Origin of the sequence: Alteromonas sp. LOR (assembly GCF_000753865.1) — a bacterium.
Taxonomy (GTDB): domain Bacteria; phylum Pseudomonadota; class Gammaproteobacteria; order Enterobacterales; family Alteromonadaceae; genus Alteromonas.
Genome location: NZ_JQFW01000006.1, coordinates 59,622 through 75,644, shown reverse-complemented (window position 1 = coordinate 75,644; position 16,023 = coordinate 59,622). Strand labels below are relative to the sequence as shown.

Below are 16,023 nucleotides of genomic sequence, written 5' to 3'. Positions count from 1 at the left end.
TTTATATCAAAAATAAAATAGCTTCACCTATTTGAAAACATACAGGTAGGAAATGCAAATGGATACGACAATGAGCTTAGATGAAAAATATGCCTTTATCAAAATCCATTATGGAGAGTCTATACACGGTGGCACGGTTGAACTGTTCAAAGAAATAAGCTACTCCCAAGTCATGAAAATATCAAAAAATCTTGTTGCATATAGCAATATCCTCTGCCCTGTATTGCTATCTAGTGGTAGAAAGGACTTAACTTATTGTTTGAAACTTGTAGCTATAGATTTAAGCCAGCGACTTGCTAAACCTACTGCATATTCAAACTTTATATCACTAAAAACACATATTATTAAATTGATAGAGCGTGGCGATATAACTTGGGTACCTTATTCTACAGAACATCTCTCTTTTCTCAGTGTTGCTATCCCCAAAATGACTTATGAAGAACTTAAAAAGCAAGCAATCCCTAGAAAAATTCAATTAGGATTCAAGCATGTAAATCCTAAAATTGGAGTATTTAAAGAAGTCCTGAATAAAACATGTAGCCCTGAAATCTCTGGCGCTTTGATAAATCACGCGATGGCATACAAGAAGAAAACGAAGCAGAGGATAATAGCTCAATTAACAGATTTTCTTAACGGTATAACTACAGATAAGCCTGATTGGTATAATCATCCACTGGTTTTACAAAGTGAATTAATTAAGTTCCGGGCGAACCTGCTTGACCGGTATCAAAGAAATACAGCTTATTTGCATTTCCATATTATTAGTAAAGCAATAAGAACACTAATGGAACAAGGACTACTAGACAGCCAAATAGACCTGCCTGACAACTATAAGGGGTCATGGCGTGATCAAACATTGCATGCAAACAATCCCTTAGTATCTAGCTTAGATTTATACGATTTAAAAAGTATATCTTCTAATAAAGATACGCCACGATTTCTCGAACTGTTGAAAAAAGAAATCCATACGAACCTTGCCTGCTTGACGGATGTAGCAAAAGATATTGTTTGGAAAGGTTATCAAGATTATTTATTAGGATCCGAAGTTGTTACTCAATATAAAAATTTCATTGTACAACATACAGATAAAAACATTGATATCGAAGCTGAGCTTGCTCCCAAGTTTCAAGCTAAATTAAGCGCGATTTGGCCAGAAAACAACATATCTGACTTTTTAACATCTAAGCGCGTTGCGTATTATGACAGCAACTATGAGTTTTATATCGCAGGTGGGACCAATGACCCAAATAGCCCTTACAAAGTAAGTAATTCTGTAAACAGATATTTGGGACTGACCATAGAAGTAGCTTCAGCTATGCAAACGATAATCGTGGAAGAAATTGGCATCAATCCATTTTCTCTCTACGATATCTCGATATCATCTGACGGGGTTGGTAGAGAGTTTGTTCAAATTACTGATGAAGGGTCTGTCCGACTTCGCGCTTTAAAAAAACGCGCAAAACAATCAAAAACAAGGAAAGCTAAAGGAGGCCCCGTCTTACTCTCACAGATACAAAAATCAGATATAGATGCTGCTACTTGTCTGAAAATGGCTTTAGAAATGACAAGTAGAGCCAGAAATTCGAGCGAAATTAGAAAGCTTTGGATAATTCGGACAGCAAATGGGGTGCAACATGTTTCAGACACTGCATTTCAACATAACTTTAACAAAATGAAAGCGAGCCTACCTAGTGAAAATAATGCCTTACAACACTCAACATTAAAAAAAATAAGAGGTTCCAAAGGGGTGTTAATATTTCTTCAATCAAGAGGGGATGCATTGAGAACCGCAAATTACTTAGGTAATAAAGTCGAAACAACCTTAAATAGATACATTCCCCCTTATCTATCAGAGCTAATCTATAGAAATAAAATTAGAGCGTTTCAAAATATATTGCTATACATGGCGATTGGTTTGGAAGATTCGCCCTCAGACGCGCTTAATATGAGTGAGGAGGAATTAAAGTCTCAGCTTGAAGTTGCTTTTAACAATGAAGATATGGGTGGTAATTTTTACGACAAACTTAAAAACCCGAATGATGAAAATACCCAGAATAAAGAGGTGTATTTTTGTGTTTCTATCGACAATATAAAAACAGCTCTTATCTATATTAAAACTGGTAGTGATCCGATACTTAAGGAGCAATGTGTCAATGCTGTTTCAGCAATATCTGAAAGCACTGTCATAATGAAACAAATGCTCCGAACTGCTCAACTTGCAGTGCAAAAAAGCGAGGTTAAATAAAACATGAGTGAAAGTGCAAATTTAATAGACGATGATTTTGTTGACTTTTCCAAATTGATTGATTCCGCAGGAAAGTTTGAATACGAAATGCCCAGATGGCTATTAAATGACAATATTTACGACCAAGAATGGTTAGCTTCAAAAGTGGCTATAGATATTGACTACTATCGTAAGAACAAAAACAAAGCACTAAAGATAAATTTTAAAAGAAAGATTTCTGACGTGGAGTATTTGACTGACGGAAATAATGAACCTTTATTGAAAGACATTATGCATAGCTTATTATACTTGGACGCACGAGGAAAAATAACACGACCATTAAGAGCTAAAGCCATTCTGGTCGCCATTACAGACTTAATTAAACATGCTAATGAGGTTCGGCAAAAAAAATCAAGATTGCTTGTACGGGGACTAGATCAAATAAAATTAAACGAGCTTAAAGATTTTATTATGGATTATAATACACAGCCTCATGTATTTGCTGCCGCCCTTAAAATCATAGATTTGAACTATGGTTCATCTTCACGAATCGACTGGATTAAGATAAAAAATGAGCTTAATTTAACAACAAGATCACTAATGTCATTGCAGCACTCTTTGAAAAAACACTATAAGAGTAACCCACCTAAAAACGATAAGAGTTCTTATCAAGAAGACCACTCAGTGACAAAGAAATGGAACCAACCCAATAAGGTTCGTGAATTTCAACCTGCGAATACAATGGATTTCGATATAGACACAGATTTACAACCTTCAGAAAAGACAATATCAAATATAGTATCTTTGCTTGAGGCGGTCTACACAGCAAGGGCATCTCAAAAGTATAAATTTGCTCACTCGCCCGCAGCATTATTTAGCAATGGTGAAACTCTGTTTGATAGCATGAGACAATCAATAAAAACCCCCATAATGCCTACTTCTAATTACCTGCATTCTATTTCAACAAGCCTTAAATTTGCTAGGAAGTATGGTTATGCTATCCGCCAGCATTTATCCGTTCTTGCGAAAAATGAGCTTAAAAAAGTAGATAACAGCGACGTTTACCGCTCAAGCTCATCATTACAAGAGGAAGTGTTTAAAGAAACACCTTTGCCAGACGTATTAAAAGAACTGAATATTACGTCGTGGTGTGACGACAATTTGGTGTGCTTCAGCCAATTTAGACGAGAAATGTCCATGGCCGTTGCGATAAGGTTATATTTAGCCTCAATTTACATACTAGTAGCAGGTTTTGTTGCTAGTAGAGTTATGTCTATGAGAAGTTTAAAACGGAACTGCTTTGTTCAATCGCCTATTGATGGACTTTTCGATTTAGTCTTAAGAATTCCAAAAACTTCTGAACGTATTGAACTTGAAGATGTTCACCGCCCAATACCAGACTTGATATTCGATTATGGCTTAGAGTTTGCACTTTTAAATAATGTTCTAGAAGAGAGAAGAGGCTTTATTGTAGATGAAAACGAACAGTTCTTATTTGGTGGTTTTTTGTCACACACGTCTTTTAAAGCCTATACATCAGAATTTGCTCAATCGCGTGTTACCCCTCTCAGCGATGATTATATAAATGGTTGCCTAGACTTGTTTGCAGACTGGAGTTTCTCTCCCTTAATTAATGGAAAACGATGGTATCCAAGAAGTCACCAATACCGACGAACGTTTGCTGTACTGTATTTCAACATGACTGACAATACGGGGTTAGAAGAATTGTCCTGGTTTTTGGGGCACGCTGACCTAGAGCAAACTTTTCACTACGCAGAAGTATCTCCAAGTTCCGAGTGGATTGACGAAGCAGAAGTTACAATTGCAAGGATTGGTGCTTCTCTTGGTAAGGCGATACTGGGTGATTCAAGCGTAACAAATATTGTAAATACAGCTCGTAAAAAAGCAAAAACATCTCTGGTAATTGAACCTTTAGTAAGAGATTTGATCGATGAGCATAAAAAAAATACTGGTGAGACAGTTCGATTTCATCGAATTGAAGGAAATGCTGTGTTTTTTTATTTTCAGAAAAAAGAGGCATATTGACGTGGCGAGATTTCAAAAAGGGCAAACTTCTCAATCTGTAATTTTGAAAAAAAAAATGATCACTGAATCAATGATTCGTAAAAGTGAAATCCTCAATAGCATAAAGCATTATGATGAGATTCCCGATAGCTTAACGACCAGTAAATCCACCATCACTAAGACAATGGTAAATAAGTGGCACGACGACTCATTAGGCGTAATAAGGTATTCTTACAACTCTTCAATGACAGAACACAACGCATTAGCTTTACGCGAATTATCAGTTGCTATTGAAGACCTTAATGTAAGGCTTAAAAAATCAGAAGCAAACAAAAATAAAAACGTTGCGATAAAAAAGACTCGGTTAACAACCCATGATATTAATGAGTTGAAAAGAGAAAATGAAGACTTAAAATCTGCACTTGCAGAAGTTTACAGGGCATACATGCAACTTTTAGATAATTGTAGAGAGGACGAACAAATAGACAAAGCTTATAGAAAACTGATTTTGGATCAGGCTCGTATTTTAGGAAATAACAGATTGGCTTTGATAAAATAATGTCATATGTCATGACGGCTAAATCACCCTGCCTTGATTTCCTTATAACCAGTCAGCGCAGAAATGAAAAACATGATTGCTCACTGTCTTTAATAATGAAGAAAGGCGGTGGCATAGATTGGCACGCCAATGCTTACCTAACCAAATTGGGCGGAGGCGCTCAAATATTTAATATTAGGCCGTTAGCACCGACGGTTACAAAGAAAGCTTATAGCCTAAATATATTTTGTTCTTTCCTTGAAGATAAAAAAATTTCTCTATCCGACATCAATGATTCGGCTTTATATCAATTCATAGGCGTATTAAAAGATCGAAAGATTGCCGATGAAACAGTATTAACGCACGCCAGAGTCGCTTTGGGTTACGTTATATTTTTATCTGATGAAAATCCCCACTGGAAACTAGCAACTGAAGAAAAAGACACGGTGAGAGCATACAGTGTTCATTACTCTGAAAAGAAGTTTAAAGCAGGTAATAGAGAAATAACTTATGTAGATCATGTATCATTTGCGGGGTTGATTAGCATTGCCGTGGACGTAGAGTATATTCACGATCATGAATTTGTTTTATGGTTGGACGCCATTAATGAAAGCACGTATCACCCAGAGCTTAATGAATTTTTAATATACAGATGGCAAGCCTTCTCCACACTACTTGAGATTACTGGGGCAAGAATAAGTGAAGTTCACCAGATAACAAAATCTTCAGTTGAAAACGCTTCTAAGTCGCTCCTGAATTCCAAGAAGTGTGTATTAAGAGATATTCCGATTCTAAAGGGTAAATATAAAGGTAAAAAAAGAGAAGTAGAAGTCACAGGTGATGACCTACAGATCATAATGTATTACCTAAAGTTAGTCGAAAACACATTTCCCAACCAAAACCATGACGCCATTTTTGTTGATGCACGAAGTGGCAAACCATTGGCAAAATCATATCTAAAAAACTATGCAAAAAAAGTAATTAATGCCAGTAAGTATAAGGAAGAGTTGCGCCATGTCACAAATCACTCTTTCCGACACAGATTTATTACAATGAATGTAGCTAAGGCGATTAAGAAACTAGCAGCATCAGGAAGCTTTAATAATATTTTGAGTGTTGCTGCTACAGCATGCCGAAAAGTCACAATGCATGCTTCAAATGCAACTATGGCAAGATATGTCCATTTGGCGTCTGAACTGAATCATCAATCAACTCAGCTAGATAGTGTTTTACTTGCAATGTCGTCTCAGGTCAGAATTAGAATGATTAGAATGATAAATATCAGTAAGTCCTTGAAAGCGAAAAAAATCGATGAGACTGAGGCGATTCAATCGTTATTGACTAACATTGACGAGATTGCAAAATTCGATTTATAAGTTGTCTTAGTGTGGTTGCCAGATCAAGTCTGAGCTAGTACAAGTTACTAGTACAAGTTACCGCACTTTACGCTCAATAATCTTTCCACTAAGACCACTACAATCGTTCCCTGTAGTGGCAGAATAAACCCGTACACCTTCTTATAATTCGGCTACCAATAGATAACAGTCACAAAGTTAATTAAACACCGGCAAATATTTATTTGGTTTAAATAAGGTAACTGTATATTATTCAATATAATCGGGACAAAATAATTGAGCCGAAGATATTTGGGAATTAATATGACCGTCAGCTCTTATGAAAAAGACCTCGCTATATGTGAACATGTATTTAATCATTTTATTTTAAGTGACCAATTCTTTGGATTTGTCACCATTGGTATCCTTGCAAAGTATGCTAACAAAAATAATGTTTATTCTAGTGATTTTAAATTATTGGTTCGCGAACGAGGTTTTGATTTAAAATCAAAATGTAACGAAAGAGGCGTATACTTCTCTCGCTCGTGCTCCAAGGCTCTCGCAAACAAACATCCAGTTAAATTATTACGATGTGCTGAAATACAATCAGTGATTGCTGAAAGCGGTATAAAGGGGGCTTTATCGCAGTTAAAAATTAAAAGGAGCATAATCGACCAACTCTTTTACGAAATGCTAGGGTCGGTGCAGTACCGAACCAATTTTTTAGAGCTTGGATGGGATATTGCCGACTTACCCCACCTTACCACTCCTCTTTATAAACAGATGGTCAAATACATAGTAAACAATCAGGTTACCGATAAGCATGCATTACGCAATGCAATTGTGAGAGATATGAATGATGGAAAAAAATGGTGGTTGCACGAACATTTAGTGAATACTGACAAGCCTGGCTTCATTTACGTAGCTATGCTGTCAGAGGAAAACAATTTGTATCGGGTTAAAATAGGCCAGACTGAGCGTGAAATAAAAAAACGCCACAGTGAACATCTCAGAGCAAAAAAAGTAAATATCGATACCACGTTTTTGTGTAAATATGTCGAGTCTCCTGTTAAAGAAGAATCCGCTATTTTGTCTTATTTCAGGGAGCATGGGCAGCTGATTAGTGGCAGAGAAGAATTTATCATTAATAATAAGTTGGCAGCGACACTCAAGGACTATTTAGTCAGCGATGTTAGCTTTGCTACTTTCGTTTCTCAAGCACAATAATAGCCTAAAGATGTCCATAAAAGGCGTAGCAGTCCAAATTACAATGGCAAGTTGGCAACTAATCTCTTAGCATGAACGATATTCCCTAATTTCGGGACATAAGGTTTCACTGTCATAATGCAGTGATGATTAAATCTCTTGCACATCCCGATTATTTAGCCCTTACAAGTTGGCTTAAAAATTCCCGTAAACAGAAAGGGTTAACTTTGAGAGATGTTGCTGAAAGAATTGACGAACCATTTCAAACAGTGAGCAAGATTGAAAATGCACAGCGCAATTTAACGATCTTAGAGTACGTAGAGTATTGCAGAGCAATAGAAGTAGATCCGGCAATTGGCTTAGATTTGATCATTAAACTATCGTCAAAGAGAAGATATTGATAGTACACCTTGAGATGGTTTTATCGGTTGCTGCAACAAGGCCTTCTTTTCATAGAATCGAATAGTATCTACACCCACATTTGCTTCCTTTGCGAGTTTACTTATTGTGTACATATAAAGCCCTAAATAGTTTGACTCACTTACTAAACGAAAAATAGCATCAAGTCATAATTTATACCGAGTTTGCATAAATTCATCACGAGCATCAACAATAACTGATGATGGCAATTCGACAAAATCGAACGGTAAAAACAACACAACCCCTTGGTCGTCATGCTCAGTCACACCCTAAAGTCGTCTATAAAGAGCCTGATATCACAGAGTTAGCATGGCAGATGTCTTTTTTAAAGAAATCTGCCGTTCACTTCTCCTTTATTTAAGTTTTCTGCCGTGCACAAGTCGATATAAAACAGGCAAGACTATCAATGTCAGCAAAGTAGAAGAAATTATTCCGCCAATGACCACTGTTGCCAAAGGTCGCTGCACTTCTGCTCCCGTTCCCACATTAAGCGCCATTGGCACAAAACCAAGGCTAGCAACCAATGCCGTCATCAGTACCGGCCGCAAACGCGTTAAAGCACCATCAACAATAGAGTTAATTAACTCACCTGTCTCTTCCAGCCTTTGACGGATAAACGACAACATAACCAAACCGTTAAGCACAGCAATGCCAGACAGTGCAATAAAACCAACGCCTGCTGATATAGACAAGGGCATGTCTCTCACCCATAGCGCAAAAACGCCACCTGTTAATGCTAAAGGCACACCGGTGAAAATTATCAATGCATCTTTCACCGAGCCAAAGGCAATGACTAGCAATGCAAGAATTAAGAAAAGCGTCGCTGGGACAACAAGGCTCAATCGCTGACTCGCACTTTCTAACTGCTCGAACGTACCGCCATAATCAACCCAATAACCACTTGGCAATACGACATTTTCTGCTATTTGCATTTTTGCTTCAGTAACAAACGAGCCTAGGTCGCGCTCTCTTACATTCGCCGTTACCACAATACGGCGCTTGGCGTTTTCTCGGCTGATTTGACTGGGTATACTGGCATATTTAAGCGTTGCAACCTCTGCTATAGGCACATAATCACCATCCCCTGTCATAATGGGTATGGTGCCTAGCGTATCAAGATTATTGCGAATATCCTCTGAGTAGCGCACGACTATCTCGAATCGCCTGTCGCCCTCGAATATCAAGCCAGCTTCTTTGCCGCCAATCGATGCGCTTAACCAAGTTTGCAAATCAGTGACATCCAAATTATAACGCGCTAAAGCATAAGGCTTGGGGTTCACAGTAAAGATAGGAATTTCATCAACTTGCTCAACGCGTGCATCCGCAGCGCCGGGTATATCTTGCAGTACCGCTAATATATCACCGGCTGAATCGCGCAGTTTATTTAAATCATCCCCATAAATTTTTATACCTAAGTCGGCTCTAACGCCACTAATTAATTCGTTAAACCGCATTTGGATAGGTTGAGTAAACTCGTAATTATTGCCGGGCACGTTTTGAAGCTCACGCTCCATTTGCTCGACAAATTCGGCTTTAGATAAAGTAGGATCTGGCCATTGGTCGATAGGTTTCAACATCACAAACGTATCGGTAACATTTGGCGGCATCGCATCTGTGGCAACTTCTGCCGTGCCGGTTTTAGCAAAGACAGTGCTCACTTGTGGGTACTGCATAATGACGTCTTCCAGCCTTTTTTGCATATCCACGGCTTGCTCTATGCCAGTGCCGGGCACTCGCATAGCGTGCAAGGCAATATCCCCCTCATCAAGTTGAGGAATAAATTCAGAGCCAAGTCGCATGCTTAGCCAAACGCTTACAACAACCAATAATGTCGCTGAGCCTATTACCAACCAACGTAGTTTAAGCGACCATAAAAGAACCGGACGATACACCGATTTCGCCCCAACTATAATTGGGCTCTCTTTTTCACTGACTTTACCCGACATAAACATCGCAACGGCTGCTGGCACAATAGTGATTGAGAACACCATCGCAGCAAGTAATGCCAAGATAACGGTGGCCGCCATCGGGTGAAACATCTTCCCTTCTACCCCTGTTAAACTAAAAATAGGGATATATACAATGGTAATAATCATCACGCCAAAAAGACTAGGTCGTATTACTTCGTTGGTTGCTTCATATACAACTTCAAGTCTTTCCTTGATGAGCAGCACTGAGCCGGTTCGCCGCTGCGCTTCACTTAAGCGCCTGATACAGTTTTCAACGATGATAACCGCACCATCTACAATTAACCCGAAGTCTAACGCTCCTAAGCTCATTAAGTTTGCGCTTACTCCTGTTTGCACCATCCCTGTTATTGTGGCGAGCATAGCGAGCGGTATCACAGCGGCGGTAATAATAGCTGCTCTTATATTCCCAAGCAGAAGAAACAACACCACAATCACCAGTAATGCGCCCTCAACGAGGTTTTTACGCACGGTATTGATGGCTTTATCTACCAGTGCGGTCCTATCGTAAACGGTTTCTATTATCACACCTTCGGGCAAGCTAGCTTGGATTTCATCCACTTTGTCAGCCACTGCCAAGGCCACAGCACGACTATTTTCACCAATGAGCATCATGGCAGTGCCTAAGACGGTTTCCTTACCCTCTCGTGTCGCAGCCCCCGTTCGAAGCTCTTTACCAATAGCCACTTCGGCAATATCGTTAACGGTCACTGGAGATTGGTTAGTGAGTGTCACCACGACATTACCAATATCTTCAATTGTGGCCAGCTGCGCTTGAGAGCGCACCAGTATTTGTTGACCGTTACGTTCGATATATCCGGCACCTTGATTGGCATTATTTCGCTCCAATGCCCTCAGCAGATCGTCAGTGCTCACACCATAATTAAGCATACGTTGAGGATCAGGATTCACATGATATTGCTTGGTAAAGCCGCCAATAGCGTTTACTTCGGTGATACCTTTTACTAAAGCGAGTTGAGGTTTTACCACCCAGTCATGCAGTTCTCGTAGTGCCATCGCATCAAAGTCTCTGCCGTCAGCCGTCAATGTGCCCGGCTCAGCGCTGAGCGTGTACATGTAGATTTCACCCAGACCCGTGGCAATCGGCCCCATTTCTGGCTCGATACCCTCAGGTAGCTGACTTTTAATAATGCCTATCCGCTCATTAATGAGGTTTCTGGCAAAGTACAGGTCGGTGCCTTCTTCAAATACGGCGGTCACTTGAGACAAGCCATAACGAGATAGTGAACGGGTATAATCCAAGTTTGGCAAACCCGCTAAAGCGTTTTCTACCAAAAAGGTGATGCGCTGCTCAGTTTCAAGCGGCGAATAACCAGTTGCTTGTGTATTGATTTGAACTTGGATATTGGTGATATCGGGTACGGCGTCAATAGGCAGCTTTTGATAACTAAATAAGCCAAAACCAATGACTAAAAAACTCAGCATCAAAAATATACCGCGCCTGTCGATTGCAGTGCGAATAATGGAAGCTAGCATGTTAAGCCTCCCTTAGAGCCTTGCAGTAGCAAACATGTATATTCAGGTTGTATTGAGGCATTAATGATCATGACCGGCCTCCGATTTTTCTAGATCTGCTTTGATCAGGTAACTATTTGTAGCCACCACACGCTCACCTATTTCAATGCCGCTTATGACTTCAATATAGCGACCATCAGTTACACCGAGCTGCACGGGTCGTGGTTTATATTCATTATCATGGTTAACAAATACCACTTGCTTTTCTTCATACTCTTGCACGGCAGTCACAGGCACCATATGACTCACGGCCTTGGTGGTTGTCGTTACCTGCGCTTTTACCAAGGTGCCTAATGGCCAATAGCCACTGCTATTGTCAACAGTGACATTAGCAAGCGAATGCGGACTACTATCAGCAGATGGTGTCAGGTAAGCAATTTCAGATAGCTGCTCAAAGTTTGCATGCCTTAATTCAACAGCTTGTCCGACCTTAATTTTGCCGAGGTGCTGCGAGAACACGGTTAATTGTGCCCACACATCCTTGTAGTTGGCTAAGGAAAAAAGTACTTGTCCGTTTGATAACTCACCATTGTTGGCATGCCGAGCTATTACGTTGCCATCAAATGGAGATGTAATTGAGTAGCTTTTTAAACTCTCATTTGATTCTACGACCGCTAAAATATCTCCTTTTTTAACGGTGTCGCCAATGTTGACTTTGACATCGTTGATCACACCGTCAAAACGCGCTCTGATATGACTCAAAGAAGCAGGATCTGCACTTATTCGGCCATAAAGTGTGGTCGAGAGTGCAATGTCGCCAGCAATAACATTTGTGGTAGTAATGCCATTTTGCAAAGCAGTCTCGTCGCTCATCGCAACGACTTCACCAGCGTGTTTATCATCCTCATGAGAATCACCGTCTGCGTGTTTGTCTCCCGCGCTCACCGCCCCATGTATCATCATTAGCGTGATGCTTAAAACGAGTACTTTTAATATTGTGAATGTTTTTAATAGAGTAAATTTATTCATGATAGTTACTTCTTATCGAAATGTTTGATGGCTGCTGCATAGTGATGTCGTGCGCTAGCTTTTTGGAAGCGTTGCTCTTTGCAGTATCCGTTTTTGCAGTGCTGCTTTGTGAAGCCTTAAGTGCGAGACCGGTAAGCGTTTCAATTTCTGTTTTGCTTAGGTGCACTTGAGACGCCGCCTCAATTAATGTCAGGCGCGTATTTAAGAACTCTTGTCGAGTAGATACCCACTCCAAATAGCTAAACCGGCCATCTAAATAGGCGCTTTCGACTAACTCCAAGGCTTCTGTAAGAGGCGGTATGACAGTTTGTTGGATAGCGTCAACCTCTAATAATGCGCGGGTGTGCTCACCTAAGGCTTGATTAACTGAATGTAAAAGACTGCGCACATTACTCTGTTTTTGCACCTCTATTGCATCAAGGCGAGCTTTTTGCGCCTCGTATTCACCTAAGTTTCGTTTTTGTTGAAACAATGGCACGCTGATCCCGGCTATTAAAGCAGTTTCATCAATACCTTGTATTCGTCGAATACCCGCCGACCACTCAATGTCAGCTCGATTATTGGCTTGCACTAATCTGAGCTGTGCTGCTTGAACACGGCTTTGTTTTGCAAACAAGTCTATATGCGGACTGCTTTGGATAGCGGCAGAAAGCATCTCGAATGACCCAATGTCTTGAAACGCAAAAAGCTTACCTTCCACACGCTTAAAAGTGGGCGTTTGTTCGCCCCACATGGTGGCAAGACTGCGCAGTGCAAATTGAAGACCTTCTTGAGCTAATTTAACATCGAGTTTTGCTTGGGCTAGCGCTGCTTGGGCGCGTTTTTGCTCTAGCAATGGTGACGCGCCTGCATCAACGCGCTTAGAAACTGCGTTATAGGTATAGAGTGCAAGTGTCTCTGCATCGTTTTGCACGTCTAAGGTGGCTTGCAATACAAGTGCATCGATGTACCGACGATTCAGCTCGCCAAGGACATCCAATGTGCGTATTTTCTTTTCCACCTCTTGTTGTATTTTACGCTCAGAGAGTACGTCCAATCTTGCGCTAGGCTTGTCGTTGAGCTGTAGTACAGATGACAAGGTCAAACTGACTTCGAGCTCCTTAATGCCCGACACCTCGCCGGTTCCCATAAAGTTTTCTAGTTCAATCCCAGCATTCAGTGCGGGTTTAAGCGCGGCAGTTTTTGATTCACCGTCAATCACTCGCTGTCTAAATTCAAACTCATACAAACTTGGATTATTGGCAAGTGTAAGTCTGATTGTATCTTCAAGGCTCAGCGTTTCTCGTACGGGCGCTTGAACACCTTCATCTAAATAGCGACTAGTTTGCACCGCTTGTGCGGCAATTGGACTCAATGTTAAGCCCAGCATGCAAGCAAACGCAATGGCGCGTGCATGCACAAAAATATGAAACATTTTCATTAGAATATCCTAATAATTTATCAATATTCAGTGACGCGCTTTTTCTCAGCGAGACACTATCGAAAGCGATATTAGGATAGTGTTTTGGGTGGGCGTAGTAATCGGTTGATGGGTGCGTCGATAATCGCATCCAAATAATTAAAGTTGTGGGTAGACACCACAGATTGTAGATTGTTGATGTCGTGCTGGCCTAACCACTGCGCATGCGTACCGTGGCAGTGGCCACAATGATGGCAATCGGCAGGGTTATGGTGATCTGCTTTTGCTGACTCACCAAGCACTTTAGTTGGCATATCATTTGAAGCTTGATTGTGCTCTGAATGCTGATGTTCATGTTGCAAATGTTGTGTGTCTATTGCATGAAAATCTAACGAATTGGCCACAGCAGAAAACGACTGAAAGAGTATCAGCGAGATCATGATGTAACTTATTCGTTTTAAATTTTTCATAAGTGCCAGTCTACCAAGCCTATTTCACTTCGTCACGACATTGTTCGTCAGCAAATTCCAGCTCTACTGTGGTATGTTCAAAATGATACTTTGCTAATGAGCTTTGTATGCCCTCTTTCAATGACTGTATGTGCTCAACACTGACTTCACCTTCCAACACAAGGTGGACAGTCATCACATTGCGCTCTCCGTCTAAAGACCAAATATGAAAATGATGGAGGTCGCTTATCTTATCGTTTGCAAGCAAGTCGTTTCGGATTTTTGACATTTGCTCTTCATCTGGCGTTGCCTGTAAAAATAGCATCAGGGTTTCTTTTAGGTTACGAAACACATTGAAGAGGATGAACAAAGTAAAGCCAATGGACAGGATGGGATCTAAAATCGCCCAAGGCTTAAACATTAAGACGATGGATACAATAAATACGGCAACCCAACCGAGAACATCTTCTAGCAAATGCCAATTAAGCACGCGCTCATTTAATGACGTTCCTTCGCTTAGTTTATAAGCGGCGAAACCGTTTACTGCCATACCAAAAATAGATAAGGCTAACATCCCCTCTACTTGTGGCATTTCAGGCACAGCCAAACGTGGGATTGCTTCAAACAATATCCAAATAGAACCTACCGTGAGCACTAAACCGTTAATCAACGCGCCCAATAAAGAAAAGCGCTTATATCCATATGAGAAGGTTTTATTAGCTGATTTATCGCTAAGTTTGTTCAATCCCCAAGCTGTGCCAATTGACAAACTATCGCCGAGGTCATGCACCGCGTCTGCCATGATAGCGGTGCTGTTGGTTAGCCAACCACCGATAAACTCGATGATGGTGAACACCACATTTAAAAAGAACGCCCAGCCAATGCGCCTTGATGCATCGTCTGAATTTCCATCTGAGTGCGTATGGCTATGTGAATGATTATGACTGTGCATGTTTGATCTTATCCAAGATTACTTTATTTGCAGGTGAAAGCGGCATGAGTTTGAACGGGCTTACACTTGCCCCGCCCGTATTGCCCTCCGGCAACAAGCCAATAGCCGTTTTGGTAACAGCACCAATCAGCCTGAAGAGCTGCCCGAAGACTTCTATAAAGTCCTTACGTTTTAATCCAAACTTGAGCATTTCATAGTGTACTCGGGTATGGTGATAAGTTGAATGTTGCCCAATCACATGTGCATCTTCCAATGCTGTAAATCCAGCCTCATCATCTTTGTCAGTAAATAATTTATGTGCTTCATTCAATTTCTGGGTTACGTAAGGCTTTGCTGCTTGCGTAAAATTCATAAAACTTCTCCATTAGATGCGCTGTTATTACGAAGTTCTTGCTTGGCATCTTTTAAGATTAAGATTGCACCCCGCAAGACGATAATTGAAACAATAAAGCCAATCACTAAATCAGGCCAGCGAGTGTCAAATAGATAAACCGTCACTCCCGCTACAATTACGCCCACGTTGGCAATAACGTCATTCGCCGAGAAAATCCAACTCGCTCGCATATGTACTTCGCCACTCTTCTGTTTTCTAATGATTGCTAAACATATAACGTTAGCGATTAAGGCAACAAACCCCATCCCCATCATTAACAATGACTCGGGGTCACTGCCTAATATCGAACGACGAGCAATATCTAATAAAATAATAAGGCCTAGAATCAATTGAAAATATCCGCTAATTTTTGCGGCATTTGCTTTGTGAATGATGGTTTTACCCACTGCATAAATACCAATGCCATACACCACCGCATCCGCAAGCATATCCAATGAATCAGCAATAAGCGCTGTTGAGTCAGCCAATAACCCTACACTCATTTCAACAACGAACATAACGGCATTAATGCCTAATAACCAATACAACACCCTTTTTTGTTCTTGGTCTTTGATTTCAATGTCGCACCCACAGCCGCTCATAAAAACACTCGCTTTACTGACTTATGACA

The 16,023-nt window shown here is 40.5% G+C and carries 14 protein-coding genes; 6 read left to right on the top strand and 8 right to left on the bottom strand.

Going from position 1 to position 16,023, the window contains the following annotated elements; translation table 11 throughout:
- The first annotated feature begins 58 nt into the window (after positions 1 to 58).
- The 6 genes from JV36_RS0102875 (at position 59) to JV36_RS0102850 (ending at position 7,728) form a co-directional block, all read left to right on the top strand.
- Positions 59 to 2,245, top strand: coding sequence for a hypothetical protein (locus JV36_RS0102875; protein ID WP_052009988.1), 2,187 nt, complete (start codon positions 59 to 61; stop codon positions 2,243 to 2,245).
- Between the two features lie 3 nt (positions 2,246 to 2,248).
- Positions 2,249 to 4,270, top strand: coding sequence for a hypothetical protein (locus tag JV36_RS0102870; protein WP_052009989.1), 2,022 nt, complete (start codon positions 2,249 to 2,251; stop codon positions 4,268 to 4,270).
- Position 4,271: 1 nt separating this feature from the next.
- A complete protein-coding gene (locus JV36_RS0102865; protein ID WP_032094202.1) occupies positions 4,272 to 4,808 on the top strand; it encodes a hypothetical protein in 537 nt (178 codons plus the stop codon).
- 11 nt (positions 4,809 to 4,819) lie between these two features.
- The gene (locus JV36_RS0102860) at positions 4,820 to 6,163 is read left to right on the top strand and encodes a site-specific integrase (protein WP_232043425.1); all 1,344 of its coding nucleotides are present in this window, start codon (positions 4,820 to 4,822) and stop codon (positions 6,161 to 6,163) included.
- 282 nt (positions 6,164 to 6,445) lie between these two features.
- Positions 6,446 to 7,348, top strand: coding sequence for a GIY-YIG nuclease family protein (locus JV36_RS0102855; protein ID WP_032094204.1), 903 nt, complete (start codon positions 6,446 to 6,448; stop codon positions 7,346 to 7,348).
- Positions 7,349 to 7,473: 125 nt separating this feature from the next.
- Positions 7,474 to 7,728: a helix-turn-helix domain-containing protein gene (locus JV36_RS0102850; protein WP_032094205.1), complete on the top strand. Its 255-nt coding sequence runs from the start codon at positions 7,474 to 7,476 to the stop codon at positions 7,726 to 7,728.
- Here JV36_RS0102850 and JV36_RS19375 read toward each other — a convergent pair.
- The 8 genes from JV36_RS19375 to JV36_RS0102815 form a co-directional block, all read right to left on the bottom strand.
- On the bottom strand, positions 7,711 to 7,842 hold the full coding sequence (locus JV36_RS19375) for a MerR family DNA-binding transcriptional regulator (protein WP_232043427.1): 132 nt from the start codon (positions 7,840 to 7,842) through the stop codon (positions 7,711 to 7,713). The genes JV36_RS0102850 and JV36_RS19375 overlap by 18 nt on opposite strands.
- Before the next feature lie 258 nt (positions 7,843 to 8,100).
- A complete protein-coding gene (locus JV36_RS0102845; RefSeq protein WP_032094206.1) occupies positions 8,101 to 11,211 on the bottom strand; it encodes an efflux RND transporter permease subunit in 3,111 nt (1,036 codons plus the stop codon).
- 60 nt (positions 11,212 to 11,271) lie between these two features.
- Positions 11,272 to 12,219, bottom strand: coding sequence for an efflux RND transporter periplasmic adaptor subunit (locus JV36_RS0102840; protein ID WP_032094207.1), 948 nt, complete (start codon positions 12,217 to 12,219; stop codon positions 11,272 to 11,274).
- On the bottom strand, positions 12,212 to 13,639 hold the full coding sequence (locus JV36_RS0102835; protein ID WP_032094208.1) for a TolC family protein: 1,428 nt from the start codon (positions 13,637 to 13,639) through the stop codon (positions 12,212 to 12,214). The genes JV36_RS0102840 and JV36_RS0102835 overlap by 8 nt, the downstream gene beginning before the upstream one ends.
- Positions 13,640 to 13,710: 71 nt before the next feature.
- The gene (locus JV36_RS0102830; RefSeq protein ID WP_032094209.1) at positions 13,711 to 14,088 is read right to left on the bottom strand and encodes a hypothetical protein; all 378 of its coding nucleotides are present in this window, start codon (positions 14,086 to 14,088) and stop codon (positions 13,711 to 13,713) included.
- A gap of 19 nt (positions 14,089 to 14,107) precedes the next feature.
- Complete coding sequence (locus JV36_RS0102825) at positions 14,108 to 15,019, bottom strand: cation diffusion facilitator family transporter (protein ID WP_032094210.1); 912 nt, start codon at positions 15,017 to 15,019, stop codon at positions 14,108 to 14,110.
- On the bottom strand, positions 15,006 to 15,371 hold the full coding sequence (locus JV36_RS0102820; protein ID WP_032094211.1) for a DUF3703 domain-containing protein: 366 nt from the start codon (positions 15,369 to 15,371) through the stop codon (positions 15,006 to 15,008). Before JV36_RS0102820 ends, JV36_RS0102825 begins: the two co-directional genes overlap by 14 nt.
- Positions 15,368 to 15,994 carry a cation transporter gene (locus JV36_RS0102815; RefSeq protein WP_032094212.1) on the bottom strand — a complete coding sequence of 209 codons (627 nt, stop codon included), beginning with the start codon at positions 15,992 to 15,994 and terminating at the stop codon, positions 15,368 to 15,370. The genes JV36_RS0102820 and JV36_RS0102815 overlap by 4 nt, the downstream gene beginning before the upstream one ends.
- Positions 15,995 to 16,023: the final 29 nt, after the last annotated feature.